This window comes from Mesorhizobium sp. B2-4-17 (assembly GCF_006441275.1).
GTDB lineage: Bacteria > Pseudomonadota > Alphaproteobacteria > Rhizobiales > Rhizobiaceae > Mesorhizobium.
On sequence record NZ_VFUX01000003.1, the window covers coordinates 37623 to 54933 of the forward strand.

At 64.2% G+C, this 17311-nt stretch carries 15 protein-coding genes; 10 read left to right on the forward strand and 5 right to left on the reverse strand.

Annotated elements, in window-relative coordinates:
• Positions 1-3: 3 nt before the first annotated feature.
• Positions 4-942, reverse strand: a complete 939-nt coding sequence (locus FJ548_RS03670) for a diacylglycerol kinase family protein (protein WP_140776869.1) — start codon at positions 940-942, stop codon at positions 4-6.
• 832 nt (positions 943-1774) lie between these two features.
• On the opposite strand from FJ548_RS03670, the gene FJ548_RS03675 reads away from it, so the two are divergent.
• On the forward strand, positions 1775-2296 hold the full coding sequence (locus FJ548_RS03675) for a hypothetical protein (RefSeq protein WP_140612999.1): 522 nt from the start codon (positions 1775-1777) through the stop codon (positions 2294-2296).
• A 4-nt stretch (positions 2297-2300) separates the two neighbouring features.
• Here the strand turns inward: FJ548_RS03675 and FJ548_RS03680 are convergent, their stop codons facing one another.
• The 3 genes from FJ548_RS03680 to FJ548_RS03690 form a co-directional block, all read right to left on the reverse strand.
• Positions 2301-2924 (reverse strand): hypothetical protein, encoded by a 624-nt coding sequence (locus FJ548_RS03680; protein ID WP_140776871.1) that lies wholly within the window; start codon positions 2922-2924, stop codon positions 2301-2303.
• 217 nt (positions 2925-3141) lie between these two features.
• Positions 3142-3267, reverse strand: coding sequence for a hypothetical protein (locus FJ548_RS30685; protein WP_281407048.1), 126 nt, complete (start codon positions 3265-3267; stop codon positions 3142-3144).
• 204 nt (positions 3268-3471) lie between these two features.
• Entirely contained in the window at positions 3472-3714 is a 243-nt protein-coding gene (locus FJ548_RS03690) for a DUF1344 domain-containing protein (protein WP_140612997.1), read from the reverse strand.
• Between the two features lie 451 nt (positions 3715-4165).
• Here FJ548_RS03690 and FJ548_RS03695 point away from each other — a divergent pair, with 451 nt between their 5' ends.
• Positions 4166-4660 (forward strand): DUF2314 domain-containing protein, encoded by a 495-nt coding sequence (locus FJ548_RS03695; protein WP_140776873.1) that lies wholly within the window; start codon positions 4166-4168, stop codon positions 4658-4660.
• 210 nt (positions 4661-4870) lie between these two features.
• Here the strand turns inward: FJ548_RS03695 and FJ548_RS03700 are convergent, their stop codons facing one another.
• The gene (locus FJ548_RS03700) at positions 4871-5899 is read right to left on the reverse strand and encodes a CapA family protein (RefSeq protein ID WP_140776875.1); all 1029 of its coding nucleotides are present in this window, start codon (positions 5897-5899) and stop codon (positions 4871-4873) included.
• Positions 5900-6051: 152 nt separating this feature from the next.
• Between FJ548_RS03700 and FJ548_RS03705 the strand changes: the two genes are divergently transcribed.
• From FJ548_RS03705 to FJ548_RS03745, 8 genes are all read left to right on the forward strand, one after another.
• On the forward strand, positions 6052-7308 hold the full coding sequence (locus FJ548_RS03705) for a hypothetical protein (RefSeq protein WP_140776877.1): 1257 nt from the start codon (positions 6052-6054) through the stop codon (positions 7306-7308).
• Positions 7309-7814: 506 nt separating this feature from the next.
• On the forward strand, positions 7815-9467 hold the full coding sequence (locus FJ548_RS03710) for a tlde1 domain-containing protein (protein WP_140776879.1): 1653 nt from the start codon (positions 7815-7817) through the stop codon (positions 9465-9467).
• Positions 9468-9592: 125 nt separating this feature from the next.
• A complete protein-coding gene (gene uvrB, locus FJ548_RS03715; RefSeq protein WP_140776881.1) occupies positions 9593-12769 on the forward strand; it encodes an excinuclease ABC subunit UvrB in 3177 nt (1058 codons plus the stop codon).
• 365 nt (positions 12770-13134) lie between these two features.
• The gene (locus FJ548_RS03725) at positions 13135-14049 is read left to right on the forward strand and encodes an EamA family transporter (protein ID WP_140776883.1); all 915 of its coding nucleotides are present in this window, start codon (positions 13135-13137) and stop codon (positions 14047-14049) included.
• 252 nt (positions 14050-14301) lie between these two features.
• The gene (locus tag FJ548_RS03730; RefSeq protein WP_140776885.1) at positions 14302-15828 is read left to right on the forward strand and encodes an ABC-F family ATP-binding cassette domain-containing protein; all 1527 of its coding nucleotides are present in this window, start codon (positions 14302-14304) and stop codon (positions 15826-15828) included.
• A 143-nt stretch (positions 15829-15971) separates the two neighbouring features.
• Entirely contained in the window at positions 15972-16154 is a 183-nt protein-coding gene (locus FJ548_RS03735; RefSeq protein ID WP_140776887.1) for a hypothetical protein, read from the forward strand.
• Between the two features lie 151 nt (positions 16155-16305).
• Positions 16306-16728, forward strand: coding sequence for a glyoxalase/bleomycin resistance/extradiol dioxygenase family protein (locus FJ548_RS03740; protein WP_140692209.1), 423 nt, complete (start codon positions 16306-16308; stop codon positions 16726-16728).
• Between the two features lie 100 nt (positions 16729-16828).
• Positions 16829-17182, forward strand: coding sequence for a DUF1428 family protein (locus FJ548_RS03745; protein ID WP_140692206.1), 354 nt, complete (start codon positions 16829-16831; stop codon positions 17180-17182).
• The last annotated feature ends 129 nt before the right edge of the window (positions 17183-17311 follow it).

The following is a 17311-nucleotide window of genomic DNA, read 5'->3' on the forward strand; positions in this document are numbered from 1 at the left end:
GATTCAATATCTGAGCGTCAGGGCGCCGGGCAGGATCTCGAAGGTCGCCGGAATGCGCCCGGGCGACTCGCCGTCTATGTCGACCAGCGCACCGTTCTCTGCCCCATCGCCAAGCGGTTCGACAACCACTTTCCTGCCGCGCAATATGGTGATCGCCGGGTGGTTGCGATGCCGCCCGCCATAGAGGAGGCGGATGTCCCAGATCAGTTTCAGCTTGCCCGCCGCGCGCAGGATGACGATGTCGAACTGCCCGTCGGTCAGTTCGGCATCGGGCGCGATCATCATGCCGCCGCCGAAGAACTTTCCATTGGCCACCGCCACCAGCGCCATGCGTGCCTCAACCGGGGCGCCGTCATCGACGGTGATCCGGACATGCTGGAAGCGATAACGGATGAACTCGACCACGGTGCGCCACAGGAACAGCGTCCTGGCCGACATCCTGCCCTTGCGCTTGTCGGCGTTGACGGCGCGGTTGGTGGCGCCTGACAGGCCGAGGCTGGCGATGTTGATGAAGTGACGGCTGGCCAGCGCGCCATGGTCGTCGATGTAGCAGATGCGGCCGGCATCGACGGCCCTCGCCTTCGCCTCGGCGATCCGCTTCAGGGTCGCATCCACCGCCCTCGGCAGGCCGAGCCCGCGCGCGAAATCGATGCCGGTGCCGCAGGGCAGCAAGCCGAGCTCGGTCTTCCGCCCGCCTTCCTCGCCGGCCTGCAGCAGCCCGTCGGCCACTTCGCTGGCGGTGCCGTCGCCCCCGGCCGCGATCACCAGATCGAAGCCATTCACCGCGAGATCGATCGCCAGCCGTTCGGCATCGCCCTCGGCCTGCGTCTCGCGCAACTCGAAATCGCCGAAGTGTTTTCTCAGCGCGGCGGCGACATCAGGCCAATGCCGTTTCAGCCGGCCGCCACCCGCAATCGGATTGAGCACCACCCCGACTTTCAAATGCTCGCTCTCCCCGGCACCGAGCCTATGTGTTCGATCCTTTGCCGGCATTGAAGCCCGCGTCCATCGGCGGAGCAAGAGGGACCTTCGATCGGAGCGTGGAAAAGCAGGGGCGGGCTGTCTAAAGCAGTCAGGGCCGAAATTCCGGGCCCAGTGGCAAATGCTCCCCGATAATCCCACTATCCACAGGCCCGGGACCATTTCCCGGAACCCTTACCCGGCGTAAGTTCAACCCATCTCAGGCGGCTACCGATCATCGAGCCGAAAGGCGAAAGTGAAAGGCGGATTTCCTGAGGCCCGTACGGCCCGGATCGAGAACAGGCTTGCCTGTGCGAGGGACGGAAGCCGAGCTACGGGGCCGCGGAAAGCGTGCCAACGCCGACGGCGGACCGATGCTGCCATGAAGGACGGCAAAAACCTTCGATGGCACGCAGGGCAAGCCCGCAAGGGCCAAGCCCAGCGTGGTCTGGACGGATGCCGCCCTTGGGTGGCCTCTGGCAAGACCGTCAAAATCAAGGCCGGCATGGCGCGACGACTGTAGGGAAGTTGCTGCCGCGACCGCGTCCTGATCTGACAGGGAGGCGCTGGGAGAAATCCCGGCGCCGACTGTCTTGCGCCCCTCCAACTTCTTTCCCGGCGACGTTGCGGGTGCCGCTCGATCGGTAGGCCCCGCCATGCGTCGACTGATCCGGATAGACACGTGCCGCCACCTACATTCCACAATCGAGGCCAAAATCCCGCCTTGATCGACGCGCGATGGAGGATCGCGTGTCGCCTGGAACGCGGCATGCACCTGACTGGGCTGCCGGGGGCATCTCGAAGGGACAAGACCGTGATCAAGACCGCCCTTGTCGCCATGACCATTGTGGGCTGCGACTGCGACGCGAAGCTGTGTGAATATATCGGCGAGACGCCGGCCAAATGGTCGACCATCGCCGAGTGCGAAGCCGCGATGAAGAGCCAGATCCTGCGCCAGCATAATTTCAACTATCCCCTGGTGTCCGGCATCTGCCGCACCAAGGGCTCGGCGTCCTCCTCGCAACTGGCCGCTACGGCATCCCGCCCGGAACTGAAGCCCGCCGACCGGACCGTTGCGCCGGAACGGCCGCTGCCGCCGGAACTGAGCCACCGTCCGAGCGTCTCGGTCGGCTCGCCGACGACGGCCATGGATGCGGCCGCCGCGCGGCCCGTCGCCTATGAACAGGTGGTCGATGGTGGAACCGGCACGCTCTATCGCACCAAGAATGGCTACGCCGTGGTCAAGACCGATCTTGGCCGCGCCGCTTCCGCGACCGCCGACGCGGCAAAGCGTTCGGTGAACTGGCTGGCCGGCCTTGTACCAACGGGACTTTAAGTCCCTACAGTTTGACCTTCAGGCTCTCCCAGAACTTGTCGATCAGCGGCTTTTCGGTGGCTGCGTCCTCGCCGGCGACGCGTGTGATGAACAGCAGGCCCTGATCGGCAAGGCCGAAGCCGACGATCTCGAAATAGGCGGTATCGGTGCGCGTCTTCACCTCGGCGCGGATGCCAGTCAATTCCTTGCCGTTGCCGAGCTTGCGCGTCGTCGGCTGCTGCGTCAGTTCGGCGCCCGCCTGCACGGATTCCTTGGTCATCTCCTGCAGCATGAGCTGGTTGAGCGACACCGGATTCATCTTGCCGTATTCCTGTACCACGACGATCGTGCCCAGCGCCGAGGCCATCAGATACTGTGTGATGTTTTCGCCGAGATCGGTCTTGGTCACCGAAATGTCGCTCGGATGGACGAAGGAGAAACTGCCGCCCGAGAAGGTGGCGAAGTCGTTTCGCTCGAGCGTCACCTTGCTCTTTTTGCCGCCGGGCAGCGTCACATCGGCGGTGTCGCCGGGATCGATGTCGACCGTCACGCCATCGATGGTCAACCTGAAGGCCTTGAGGTCCTCGGCTCCGGCCGGTCCAGCGCACAGCGCGATGAGAGTGAGGGCTGCCGCTGATACCATCCGCATGGTTGTTCTCCTGCCTCCGACGCCACCCTGCTCAGCGCCTTGATGGCACGGTAGACAGTCGAGGAAAACAGTTCCGTCGGGTCATATTGCCGTTTTGCCGCCAGGAAGGCCGGCAGCTCGGGATAGGATGCCAGCAATTCCCTGGCCGTATAATGCAGCTGGTAGGGCAGGAAGAAGCGCCCGCCATGCTTGATCGTCACGACGCGCCCGGCGTTCTTTAGCCCCGAAGGCCCGCGCGCCAGCCGCGCCATGGTGGTGTCGCCCCAAGCACCGCGCCGCCGACCACCGCGGCACCGAGCAGCAAGCGCCGCGACAGGCGAAACCCTTTCTGTTCCTCGGCCATGAATATCCCCCGTCGGCCAAGGGATAGCGCGGCTCTTTGGCAAAAATCATGGCGGCGCTGCCGGAACGGCGTTCCACCACCCTGGTCGGCCAGCGGTGAGCGACCAACAATATGAAAATGGCCGATCCCCTAGGGAATCGGCCAGCATTGGAGCAGGGTCTGAAAGGTCAGGTCAGCAGGTCCGCCGACGCGTGACGTTCATGTCTATGAAGCCTTCTTGATCGACGTCACCATGCCGGTCTTGTCGTCCACCGTCACCGCTACCTTGGCGCCGACCTTCAGTTTCCCGAGCGCCGCTTTTGGCGACAGCTGGTAGATCTTGCCGTCGTCGAGGGTGATCGATTTGGTCGTCGGATCGACGGCCTGGATGGTGCCCTGAACGGTCGCGGCATAGGCCGTGCCGAGGAAGGCGAGCAGAGCGGCGGTGGTTGCGAGGGTCTTCTTCATCGATAGCACTCCGTGCTGTTTCGGTTTCGTCCGGTTGCCTTGATGGCCGTCGCCTTGGGAACGACGGCACCGAACGAGCCGAGACTGGAATGGAAGACCTGCTTCCTGCAAATCACATTGAGTGAATTTTAGCAAAGGAAATCATAGGCTTAATTCTGACACATTGCTTCCAGCCGACGTGGTTTCCTGATGTTTCGCCCTTCCCAATGAGCCCACTTCTTTCCACGAAAAGAGTCGGTTAGCCGATTGTGGCTGGCGGGTTGCGGGCATCACGCAGCCGCCGCAATCCGTCTGGTGCAGGATCACGAAACAGTCTGGCGGCGTCCCACAGGGTCAAATTTTGTTTCATGGGATCAGCTCGAATGTCCCTTGAGCGGATGAGGCTCGCGTGCCGGTTGCAAACCCGAAATGGATGCGGGATGGTGGCGGTTACTATGGTGAGGGGCCCTCCATGAAACGTGCAGTCCGGACCATGATATCCCTGGTGCTGGCGTTTGCTCCGGGATTGGCCGGCGCACAAGGCGCGGACCCGGGCGACGACAAAACGGTCATCTTTGCTCCGGGCGATCCGGAAATGACGGCCGCCACCGCGCGGGCGCTCGCCAGGCTCGATGGATTCCTGGCCTTGGCAGAAGCGCCTCCCTCCGGCACGGACAGGTTCAAATTGAAGGTCCAGGTGCGCGACGGCAACGTCACCGAGCACTTCTGGGTCATCCCTTTCCGCGGCACGGAAAGCGGATTTGTCGGCATATTGGCGAACCAGCCGGAGCAAGTGCACAATGTGGTGCTCGGCCAGAATATCGAGTTCACGCGGGACGATATTTCCGACTGGGGCTACACCAGGGACGGCCGCCAGGTCGGCAGCTTCACCGTCTGCGTGATGTTCAAGAAAATGTCGAAGGAAGAAGCGGACTATATGCGCGGCAAATACGGCTTCGACTGCTGAGCCGCCCAGCTTTTGTCTTGACGCGCATCATTGTGCCGAACTGGGTAACCGCATCATGTCAAGGCTGCGGAGGATGCAGTCTCGACGCGTGGCGAAGAGATTCAAGGGTGCCTCGCACCTGTCGTGCGCCGCGAGGCCGCGCCTTTCGGGCAAACGCTGGCGCCGACCCACCTGGGCGATAGGCAAATAGGCCGGCCTTCAGTTGCAAGACTATGGAAAGACCGCCCTCAACCGCCCCTCGACCTTTCCCCTCATCGCACCTGCCAACGCCTCGACCCGCACCAGCCGTTCATGATCTCCGTCCCGCAGCCGAACAAAGGGATGCAGCCGGTAGGATGCAATGGCACCACGCGTCCCTTCATCGGCGCTGACGTCGACGGCGAAAATCCCGCCAATGCGACCCGGCCAGGGCTGGCGGGCGAAAGCGGTGCCGAGGAAATCACCGAGCCCATAGGCGACGACCGTCCCGCCGATCCGCTCCACCGGCTGAACCACATGGGCGTGATGGCCGGCGATCAGCCCTATGCCCCGCCCCGCCAGGCGCCTGGCCAATGCCCGCGTCGCGGCGCGCGGAAAGTGGCGGAACTCCCAGTCCCAATGCGGTACCGCGCAAAGGAGGTCGAGGCCATCGCGCTGCCAGCCTGTCGGGTCGCTATCCATCGACACGCGCCCGGCAAACAGATCTTCATCGGCATTGCGCCACAGCGTGAAGGCGGCGAAGCCGACACTCAACGGTCCAACTTTGACAGCCTGCACCAGGCCGTCGGCGGCAAGGCCAATGGTGCGGATGCCGAGCCGCTTCAGCGCCGCCACCGTCTCGTCGAAACCGGCGACACCCTGGTCGAGGACATGATTGTTGGCCAGCGACAGCACGAGTTTTTCGCGCGCGATGCCGACCGCCGCCAGCGCCTCGGCCAGAAACCGTTCGCTCATCGCATGATGCGTGCCGAGCTTTGTTCCCAACACGGCACTCGGCCTGTCCACGACAGGGCTTTCGCAATTGCCGATCACCAGATCGGCGGCGCCAAGCAGCGCCTTGATCGCCGGATCGCAGTCCGGCGCGCTGCTGTTGGCCACCGCCGAGATGTCGCCTATGAACGCAAGCCGCACCGACTGCTTCGGCCGCCGCTCCATCAACGTCCCCGCCATCGGCGCAAACCCGCTGGCGTCGCCGCCGAGCGACGGTTTCAGGAATCGCGGCAGCCAGGACAGTTTGTAGGAGAGCGGATAGTTCGACACGCAATGCCCAATCGTTTGCCTTGTTTAGACTTTCCAGCGGGCGGGTTGAAGCTGTCGACGCTCAACGATGTGGACAGCGCGGCGGCCCTGACAGGCGCGGCATCGCAAATTTGTGTATGGTCACGCCGGACGACACCGCTTGGGAGGAAAAGATGACACGAATAGCAATCCTGCTGGCATCCGCCTTCATTGTCCTTGTGCCCCTGTCTTCCGCCAACGCCGCCATGCCCGAAGCGGCAACCGCGCTTTTCCAGGCGAAGACCGTGGCCGCGCGCGACAGCGCGCTGTCGACGCTGGAGGCGGCCGCGCCGAAGGATCCCGCATCGGCCTATGCCGCCGGCGCCGGCGAGTTCTTCACCGCGCTGGAGTTGCTGGCCAGCGGCCTGCACCGCCATGGCTTCGAGAGCCCGCGATCCTTCATGCTGCCGCTGATGCAATTGCCGGTACCAGAAAATCCCAACCCCGAGCCGCTCACCTATGAGCAGTTCCGCGCCATCCTGGTCGCCTTCCGCGACCGGCTGGAAAAATCCGCCACCACGCTTGGTTCGGTGCCGGCCGATGCCGATATCGGCATGGTCATCGACCTCACCCATGTCGGCATCGACCTCAATGAGGACGGCGCGATCGCGCCCGACGAAAGCATGGCGGCCATCATGGCCGCGCTGTCGCGCGGCAGCATCTCGCAGAGCGACGCCACGCCCGCGCTGACTTTCCGCTTCGACCGCGCCGACGGCTATTGGCTGCAGGGCTATGCCGAGTTCCTGATGGCGCAGGCCGATTTCTGGCTGGCGCATGATTTCAGGGGCATGTTCGACGGCTCCTTCCACATGCTGTTCCCACGCGCCAAACTGCCGTTGCAGGACATTCTCGTGCCGCCGCCGAGCGACGTGGGCAGCAACATCTTCTCCTCGGAGTGGCGCATCGCCGATTTCATCTCGATGGTGCATCTCGTCAACTGGCCGGTGGTCGAGCCGGAGCGCCGCAAGACGGCGCGTCGGGAACTGCTCGAAATGATCCGGCTGTCGCGCGAGGATTGGAAGGCGATCCGCGCCGAAACAGACAATGATCGCGAATGGCTGCCCGGCCCGCAGCAGAAGGGTGAGAACCCGCTCACCGGTCTCGAAGTCGGCGAGGAACAGGTGCAGGCCTGGCTCGCCACCTTGACCATGGCCGAGGATCTGCTGGAAGGGCGTGTGCTGCTGCCGCATTTCCGCATCACCGGCAAGGGCATCAACATGAAGCGCTTCTTCGACGAGCCCAAGCCTTTCGACCTCGTTCTGTCGATCACCGGCCCCGGCATCGCGCCCTACCTCGAAAGCGGCAAGATTCTGACCAGCGAGGATTTCGACCAGATCCAGCGCGAGTTCGGCGGCGGCGGGTTCTTGACTTTCGCGCTCTGGTTCAACTGAGGCTTGGCTTCCTCCGCAGTTGGCGCCATTGCCCCGCCGCACCTACGGGCACGCAGCACAAGGAAGGCAGAAGCCTTGAGCCTGCCGGCCCGAAATTGTGGCAGTATGGCGACGGTTTAGCGGGGTGCCGCAGGCGTTTTCAGCGACCAGGCGGACAGGGAAAGGCGTGCCCGATTGCCGCAGGCACCGCCGAACCGCCTTACTACAAACATTAGCAGAGGCTGTTTTGCTTGACTTGGCCGGCAAAAACAGGCAGCAAAACACCCTTGGAAGGGCTGCAATACCGCGTGCATGGTCGTGGACAAGCCTTTTTCGGCACAAAGTCCACGTCTCTCGGTTGGTTTTGAGAGGGATTGGTTAACCAACTTTGTCCATATTTTAAAGCAATCGGCAACTAACGACAGGCGCGGCAAACGCGTCGGGGACCACCTGGGATCACTCACAGAATGGTCGTCGCGGCTATCACGGCCGCGGACGTGGGAGCCGATTGGAGCAAGATTGGTTGCATGGCGTTCTTGAGTAAGAAAATCGTCGGGGACAAGCGTTGGGACGGCGAGACCGCCTGCGACGCGCCACGTGCCTCATCCTTCAACCCTGAACGGATCGTCCGCTGGGTGGCGGTGCCCGGCGTCGGTGCTGCCGTAAGCCTATGGCTGGTCGGCACGATGGTTGGCCTCAGCTCCGTCGGCGCTTCCCTGTCGTCGACGTCAAGCGGCCTGCCGCCGACGCTGTCCATGCCGGGCTCGCTCGCGCTCGCCGATCCGCTGAAACAACATTTCCTCAGTTCTTCGGCGCCTCTCGTGCTGGCCAACGCCCATGGCGGTGCCCATGCCCTGCATGACCATGCCGTGCAATGCGGTGCTGGCTGCTTCAGGCTCGCCGCGGTGAGCCCCCGGGCGGAGAAATCCACGCGCCTTGTGGCGCGGGCAAAGCCGGTACCTGCTGTCGCCCCGCCGACCGTCAAGTCGAAGTCGCAGGAGCGTTTCGAACGCATGGAAGCGTCGCTGTCGCCGTCCAGGCTCGCTGCGGCCTTCGCCGGCGCCGGGAAGCCGGCTGCCGCCCCCAACGCCCGTCCCGTGATTTCCAGCGCCACGCCGCAAATCACCGAGGCATCGCTGGTGCCATCCGTCCAGGTCGTGGCCAGCCTGTCGGATGACATGCCGCCCCCGGCGGCGGAGCGCTTCGCCCGTATGGACACGGGTTCCGTTGTCGTCCAGACCGCGCCGGCGCCGATGGGCTTTGCCCAGTCGGAAACGCCCGATAACGCGCAGCTGGCGCTTGCCCTCGTGCAGTCGATGCCGGTCGAGGACGAGGCATTCGCCTCGCCGCTGCCGATGACCGAATCCTCTGCGGACGTCGCGGTTGCCCCTGTCGAGACCCGGCAGGAACAGCCTGGCGATGCTGCCTCGCTGCCGGACGCGCTCACCGACGACGTGCCGCTGCCGACGCGTCGCCCGCAATATGACGCGCCGCAGCCTAAGGCTGTGGAGCAGGACAAGCCGGCTCCACAGCCCAGGATCGTGGAGCAGAAGCCGGCTCCACAGTCCAGGACCGTAGAGCAGAAGCCGCTTCTGCAGGCCAAACCGGTCCAGCAGGCCAGACAGCCGGCCCGGCAAGGGCGGTCTGGTGATGGCGGCGACGCGTTGGCCTACGCCAAGCCCGACACGCCTTCGGGCGGCCTCGGCCAGGCGTTCAGGAACCTGTTCAGCGGGCCGAGCGCCGGAAGCGGAGCCGGCCATGGCGTAGCCGTCTACGACATCTCGGCCATGACCGTCTACATGCCGGATGGCCAGCGGCTCGAGGCGCATTCGGGCCTTGGCGCCATGGTCGACCAGCCGCGCTATGTCCACGTGAAGGATCGTGGTCCGACGCCGCCCAACACCTATAATCTGTCGCTGCGTGAGTCCCGCTTCCATGGCGTCGAGGCCATCCGCCTGACACCGGTGGGCGGCGGCAACAAATACAACCGCAACGGCCTGCTCGCCCACACCTACATGCTGCGCGGCGGCCGCGCCGAGTCCAATGGCTGCGTCGTGTTCAGGGACTACGCGCGCTTCCTCGCCGCCTTCAAGAAGGGCAAGGTCACACGACTCGTCGTAGTGCCACGATTAAGCGGATCGCCGACTCAGGTGGCGTCGGATAACGCACGCGGTGCCTGAGGACTGAAAGGCGGCGCCGGGCAATTGCCTCCTCCTGACAGCCTGCTGTCAGGAGCCGGAGCAGGCGCAGCGCCTCGCTCCATCCCGCTCTTTCCATTTTCGCCAGGAAATCCCATATTCGGGACATGGCCAAATCCCCCGACAAAAGAACGCCGCCGACGGCGAATGACGACCGCGCCGCGCCGAAGCGGCGCAGCCCGCTGACCGATTTCCTCGACGCTTCGGAGCCGCTGCACAAGGGCGGCTTCGCCGAGATGCCGCAGCCGGAACTGTCGGGCACCCTGCTGACCGGTTCGATCTCCGATTGGGCCGAGCAGATCGAGCAGGAAGCAGAACGCGAAGGGCGCCAGACCGGCAAGGGCGACGGCGGCAAATCGCCAAAACCGGCGAAGAAGATTCCCGAGCGCTCCGCCGCGCCGGGCCGAACCGCACGCGGCACCTCGATGGGTGGCGCAGCCACCGCCCGTGAACGCGCGGCAGTCGGCCTCAATCCGGTAGCCGGCCTCGACATCTCGCTGGAAGAGGCGGAGACGATGACCTCCAGTGGTGTCACCGCCACGGTGGCCGCGCTGTCGGCGCTGATCGAATCTGGTAATCCGCTGCACAAGGACGGCGTGCTGTGGACGCCGCATCGCCCTGCCCGCCCGGAAAAATCCGAAGGTGGCATCGCCATCAAGATGGTGTCCGACTTCGAGCCGGCCGGCGACCAGCCGACCGCCATCAAGGACCTGGTGGAAGGCGTCGACAACAACGACCGCACCCAGGTGCTGCTCGGCGTCACCGGCTCCGGCAAGACCTTCACCATGGCAAAGGTGATCGAGGAGACGCAGCGCCCGGCCCTGATCCTGGCGCCGAACAAGACGCTTGCCGCACAGCTCTATTCCGAGTTCAAGAAGTTCTTCCCCGACAATGCGGTGGAGTATTTCGTCTCCTACTACGACTACTACCAGCCGGAAGCCTACGTCCCGCGCACCGACACCTTTATCGAGAAGGAATCCTCGATCAACGAACAGATCGACCGCATGCGCCATTCGGCGACGCGTTCGCTGCTCGAACGCGACGACGTCATCATCGTCGCCTCGGTGTCCTGCATCTACGGTATCGGCTCGGTCGAGACCTATACGGCGATGACCTTCCAGATGCAGATCGGCGACCGGCTCGACCAGCGCGCGCTGCTCGCCGACCTCGTCGCCCAGCAATACAAGCGGCAGGACATCAATTTCGTCCGCGGCTCGTTCCGCGTGCGCGGCGACACGATCGAGATCTTCCCCGCCCACCTTGAGGACCGCGCCTGGCGCATCTCGATGTTCGGCGACGAGATCGAGGCAATCACCGAGTTCGATCCGCTGACCGGCCAGAAGACCGGCGAGCTGAAAAGCGTCAAAATCTACGCCAACTCGCACTATGTGACGCCGCGCCCGACCCTGAACCAGGCGATCAAGTCGATCAAGGAAGAGCTCAAGCTGCGGCTGGTCGAACTCGAACGCGCCGGCCGCCTGCTGGAGGCGCAGCGGCTGGAGCAGCGCACCCGCTTCGACCTGGAGATGCTGGAAGCCACCGGTTCCTGCGCCGGCATCGAGAACTATTCGCGCTATCTGACCGGCCGCCAGCCGGGCGATCCGCCGCCGACATTGTTCGAGTACATTCCAGACAATGCGCTGGTCTTCATCGATGAGAGCCATGTCACCGTGCCGCAGATCGGCGGCATGTATCGCGGCGACTTCCGGCGCAAGGCGACGCTGGCCGAATATGGCTTCCGCCTGCCGTCCTGCATGGACAACCGGCCGCTGCGTTTCGAGGAATGGGACGCCATGCGTCCACTCTCCGTCGCCGTGTCGGCGACGCCCGGCGCCTGGGAAATGGAGCAGGCCGGCGGCGTCTTCGCCGAGCAGGTCATCCGCCCGACCGGGCTGATCGATCCGCCGGTCGAGGTGCGCCCGGCCAAGAGCCAGGTCGACGATGTGGTCGGCGAGATCCGTGAGACCACCAAGGCCGGCTACCGCACGCTGGTGACGGTGCTGACCAAGCGCATGGCCGAGGACCTGACCGAATATCTGCACGAGCAGGGTGTGCGCGTGCGCTACATGCACTCCGACATCGACACGCTGGAGCGCATCGAGATCCTGCGCGACCTGCGCCTCGGCGCTTTCGACGTGCTGGTCGGCATCAACCTCCTGCGTGAGGGCCTCGACATTCCCGAATGCGGCTTCGTCGCCATTCTCGACGCCGACAAGGAAGGTTTTTTGCGCTCGGAGACATCGCTGATCCAGACCATCGGCCGCGCCGCCCGCAACGTCGACGGCAAGGTCATCCTCTACGCCGATCAGGTCACCGGCTCGATGGAGCGGGCTATGGCGGAAACCAACCGCCGCCGCGAAAAGCAGATGGAATGGAACGCCGCCAACGGCATCACGCCGGAATCGGTGAAGTCGCGCATCTCGGACATCCTGGACTCGGTCTACGAGAGAGATCACGTCCGCGCCGACATCTCGCAGTTCACCGACAGTGCCGGCGCCATGATGGGCAACAATTTCAAGGCCCATCTGGATGCGCTGGACAAGCAGATGCGCGACGCCGCCGCCAATCTCGACTTCGAGAAGGCGGCCCGCATCCGCGACGAGATCAAGCGGCTGCGCGAGATGGAACTGTCGATTTCGGACGATCCGCTGGCGCGCGAGGTGGAAGGCCAAAGCCCCGCCTCGGGCCGCGAAAAGGGCAAGCACAACAAGGGCGTGGCCAAACATCGTACGGCTGAGGAACAGGAGCGTTTCCGCAAGCTCGACGAAGCCGGTGCCGCGGAGGAGGCTGCCAAAGCCGCCCGGTCCAACCTATTCCGCAAGCCCGCGCTCGACGAGATGGGCGCCGACGGCGCCGTGCCGGTGAAGAAGCCGCTATTCGCCAAGCCATCGATCGACGACATGGCCCCCGGCACCGACATGCCAACGCCGGCGGGCGCCGTCTCGCGCTCCCTGTTCAAGAAACAGTCGGCCTCCGAAGCGCACGGCTCCGATTTCGGCATTCCCGGCGAGCCGACAAAACCATTGTTCAAGAAGAATTCGCTGGACGAGATGACCGTGCGGCGGACCGAAACGCCCGTTGAAGGAAAGAAGCCGGCCAGGCCCCAGCCAATCTCCCCCCTTGTGGGGGAGATGTCCGGCAGGACAGAGGGGGGCGCGAAGGAGCGCGACAATTCCGCCAAACCCATTGTCCGTCAGCGCGCCGGCATCGGCTCTTATGAGGATCCAGGCGACGCCCGCCGCGAAAAACGCCGGCCAGGCAAGACAGGTCGGCCGGGACGATAGGTCAGAGAGTTCAGCGCGTGGCTTCTGAACCGAGCGTCGCGCTGCCCCTCATCCGCCTGCCGGCACCTTCTCCCCGTAAACGGGGAGAAGTCGGCTGGCCGCGAGCGCGCCGCCCGTCTTGCAACGCTGGCGATTGGCGAAATATAAATTGGCAGCGTCCTTCTCCCTGTCACTAAATGGGGAGTTGAGAAGTGGTCCGCGCAGCGGACGAAACGCCAATTGCTTGGCTTTTGGAACGACGAACGCCCGGCAGGGCGATGAGGGGCAGCGCAAACCCCGGCAGTCCGGCTCGTCGTGCCTGCGCTTGCCACCTTCCGGCGGAAACGATAAGCCGCAGCAAGCCGCAACAACCTTCCCCACCAACCATGAAACCCAGAGACATCGCCGCCTACGTGTTTCTGGCCGTCACTTGGGGGCTGTCGTTCCTGGTGCTGCTCAAGGTGGTGCATGCTTTTGGCTGGGTCGGCGCGGTCACCTTGCGGTCGCTGGTCGCGGGCATCACGCTCTTTCTGTTTGCCGCCTCGACGAGACGCAAGCTCGATTTCAGCGCCGGCTGGCGGCCCTTCGCGATGGTCGGCGCAACGACGGTAGCGGCACAGCTGATCGGCCTGTCTTATGCCACGCCGCGCATCGGCACGGCGATGGCGGCCATCCTTGTTGCTGCCATCCCGCTGTTCTCGATGATCATCAGCCAATTGTGGGGGCTTGAGCGCATAACCGTTCGCGGGCTGGCGGGACTGTTGCTCGGGACCGCCGGTATCATCGTTCTGGTCGGCTTTCCCGCCGTCCCGATCACGGCGCCCTTCGCTTTTGGCTGTGCCGCGTCCCTGTTCAGTTCGTTCTCGGCAGCCTTCGGCAGCAATTACGCCAATCGCCATCTGCGCTCTGCAGGCTCGTGGGAAGTCACCAGTGCCGCCTTCCTGTTCGGCGGCCTGATGACGCTGCCGCTGCTCCTCGCCGTGCCGGTACCGGCCCTGCCGCGCGCGGTCGACTTCCTCTACCTCGCTATCCTCGCCTGCGTGATGAGCGCGATGACCTACGTCGTCTATTTCCGGCTGGTGGCCAGCATCGGCGCGACCAGGGCGATCAGCGTCGAATTCGCCGTAACTACGATCGCGGTGCTGGTTGGCACTGTCATGCTCGGCGAGGCGCTGACCATCATCCAGGCTTTCGGCGCGGTGGCGATCATCGGCGGCTGCGTGCTGGTGCTGGACCCATTCCCGCGCAGCGCCAAGGTAGTGCCGCAGGCGGCCTTGCCATCCGCTCCGCCTTTGGTGTAGCCAATCCCCACACTCGAACGTCTGAAAGGAGGGCTCACGTGTTTACGTTCTATCGTCACCATCGTCAGCGTGGCCCGATTTCCGCCCTGCGAGCTTGCTTGCAGGGCTGACCAGGGACGGTCCGGGTTTTTCCCGCTTCGATTTTTTGGTCTGCCCTTCGTGGTGCGCAATGCCTGAGCCTGACGGCCGGCACACGCACCGTCAAAGTGCATCGAACCGGAGTTTGCCTCCGGACAGACCAGAGAAATCACAATGGCCCTGATCAGCCTCAAATCCCTCGGCGTCACCATGAGCGCGCCGCTCTTCTCCAATCTCGACCTCACCATTGGCAGCGGCGACAGGCTTGGCATCGTCGCCGCGAACGGCCGCGGCAAGTCCACCCTGCTGAAATGCCTGACTAGCGAGATGGAACCGACATCAGGCGACATCACCCGCACGCGCGGCCTGCGCGTCGGCCATGTCGAGCAGTCGGTTCCCCCTGCCCTGCTTGGCCGCACCTTCCAACAGGTGGTGGCCGATGCCTTGCCGCCCGGGCAGGCCGACAGCGAGATGTGGCGTGTCGACGTCGTTCTCGATTCGCTCGACGTGCCCGAGGACATGCGCGGGCGACCCATGCAGGCGCTAAGCGGCGGCTGGCAAAGGCTGGCGCTGATCGCCCGCGTCTGGGTCACCGACCCGGATGTGCTGCTGCTCGACGAGCCGACCAACCACCTCGACCTCGCCCGCATCAGCCAGTTGGAAACCTGGCTCAACGCGCTGCCGCGTGAGGTACCTGTGGTGATCGCCAGCCACGACCGGGCCTTCCTCGACGCGACCACCAACCGGACGCTGTTCCTGCGCCCGGAACAGTCGCCGGTGTTTTCTCTCCCCTATTCACGGGCCAGGAATGCGCTGGACGAAGTCGACGCCTCGACGACCCGCAAGTTCGAGCGCGACATGAAGGTGGCCCAGCAACTGCGCAAGCAGGCGGCCAAGCTCAACAACATCGGCATCAATTCCGGCAGCGACCTGCTGACCGTCAAGACCAGGCAGCTCAAGGACCGCGCGGAAAAGCTGGAGGACGCGGCTGTCGCGGCGCATCGCGAGCGCTCGGCCGGTACCATAAGGCTGGCCAATCGCGGCACGCACGCCAAGGTGCTGATCACGCTTGACGACGCGGCCGTCGAAACGCCCGACGGCACACTGCTGTTCAGGACCGGCAGGCGCCATATCTGCCAGGGCGACCGCATCGTGCTGCTCGGCCGCAATGGCGTCGGCAAGTCGCGTTTCGTCACCTTGATCCGCAACGCCATCCTCGAGCCTGACACCGCGCGGAATGTGAAAGTGACGCCTTCCACGGTGCTCGGCTACAGCGATCAGGCCCTGTCGGGCATCAGCGGCGACGACACGCCACTGGCGATGGTTTCGCGCCGCCATGATGTCGGCGAGCAGCGCGCCCGCTCGCTGCTCGCCGGCGCCGGCGTCAGCATCGACGTGCAGGAGCGCAAGATCGGCGTGCTGTCCGGCGGCCAGAAGGCGCGGCTGATGATGCTGGCGCTCAGGCTCGCCGATCCCAATTTCTATCTGCTCGACGAGCCGACCAATCATCTCGACATAGACGGCCAGGAAGCGCTGGAAGCCGAACTGCTGGCGCACGAGGCAAGCTGCGTGCTCGCCTCGCATGACCGCTCCTTCATCCGCGCCATCGGCAATCGCTTCTGGCTGATCGAGAAGCGGAAGCTGACCGAGGTCGAGGACCCCGAGGATTTCTTCCGCCAGGTGGCACAGGCCGCGGCCTGAGAAACGTAGCCGGCCCGTCGAAAACAACGGGCCGGCGCACACCCGTACAGAAAATTCTGCCCGATCTGTCGGACCGCCGCCCGATGCCACGTCCTTGGGACGCCGACACGATGATGCCGGCGCCAACCCAGGGAGAATGTATCATGTCGGTTCTTTCATCCATCGGACGCATTGCGGCCCGTTATGCGGCGGCGCGCGCCCGCCACCGCAGCGAGCGCATCCTGCTTTCGCTGCCGGCCGAATTGCGCAAGGACGTCGGCTTTCCGGAACTCTTCGACGCCAAGAACAGCCGTCGCGCGGCCACCTTCTCTGCCAAGGTCATATGACCACGGCCAGTCAACCATGCGTCAAGCCCGCCGGCGGCCCGCCTCTCCAGGCTCGGTCCGCGAGAAAAATTTGACGGCCGTGTAGGATAGCCGTCACCTCATGCGTCCTATGATTGGCGAGGCCCAAACCGAACGTAAAGAGGAGCAAGACATGACTGACCAGACCCCAGTTCAGCCAAGGGCGAAAGTGCTCGGCGGATTGACCCCCTATCTCCAGGTGGACGGCGCCTTCAAGGCCGCGGAATTCTACAAGAAGGCTTTCGGCGCCGAGCAGGTCTTTTCCTATCCGGCGGACGAGAAGGGCCGCACCATGCACATCCATCTCCACATCAACGGCTCGACGCTGATGCTGGGCGACGCCTATCCCGAACACGGCCATCCACATCAGGCGGCGCAAGGCTACACGCTGCAGCTTCATCTCGGCAGCGACGATATCGATGCCTGGTGGAAGCGTGCCGTCGACGCAGGCTGTGAGGTCGTGACGCCGCTGCAGGTCATGTTCTGGGGCGATCGCTGGGGCCAGGTGAAGGATCCCTTCGGCGTTGCCTGGGCGATGAATGCACCGGTCAAGTAAACTGGCGAGCCGGCGCCCCTCCCCAAGGGCGTGATGCGCTCACCTGCGCCGGGCTGCATCCCTGCCGACCCGGCGCTCCACTTCAACAAAGGAACCCACAATGTCCTATGTCGATGGTTTCGTGCTGGCCGTGCCCAAGGCAAAGCTCGATGCGTATAAGAAAATGGCTGAAAATGGCGGCGCCATCTGGAAGGAGCACGGCGCGCTCGCCTATGTCGAATGCGTCGGCGACGACGTGCCTTACGGCGAGCTGACCTCGTTCCCACGCGCCGTGCAGGCCAAGGACGACGAGGTCGTCATCTTCTCTTGGGTGGTCTACGAGTCGAGGCAGAGCCGCGACGCGGTCATGGCCAAGGTGATGGCCGATGAACGCTTGAAGATGGACTGGTCGTCAATGCCGTTCGACGGCAAGCGCATGATCTTCGGCGGCTTCCAACCGTTCCTGGAGCTTTGAGGAGCGACGGAACGCTATCGCTTCGTCATCCTATGGCGGAGCAAGGAGCGCAGCGACGCGGCGCAGACCATAGGATCCATGCCGTGACGTTAAAGCATTGAAAACGGTGCAGAATTCTGCGCCGTTGCA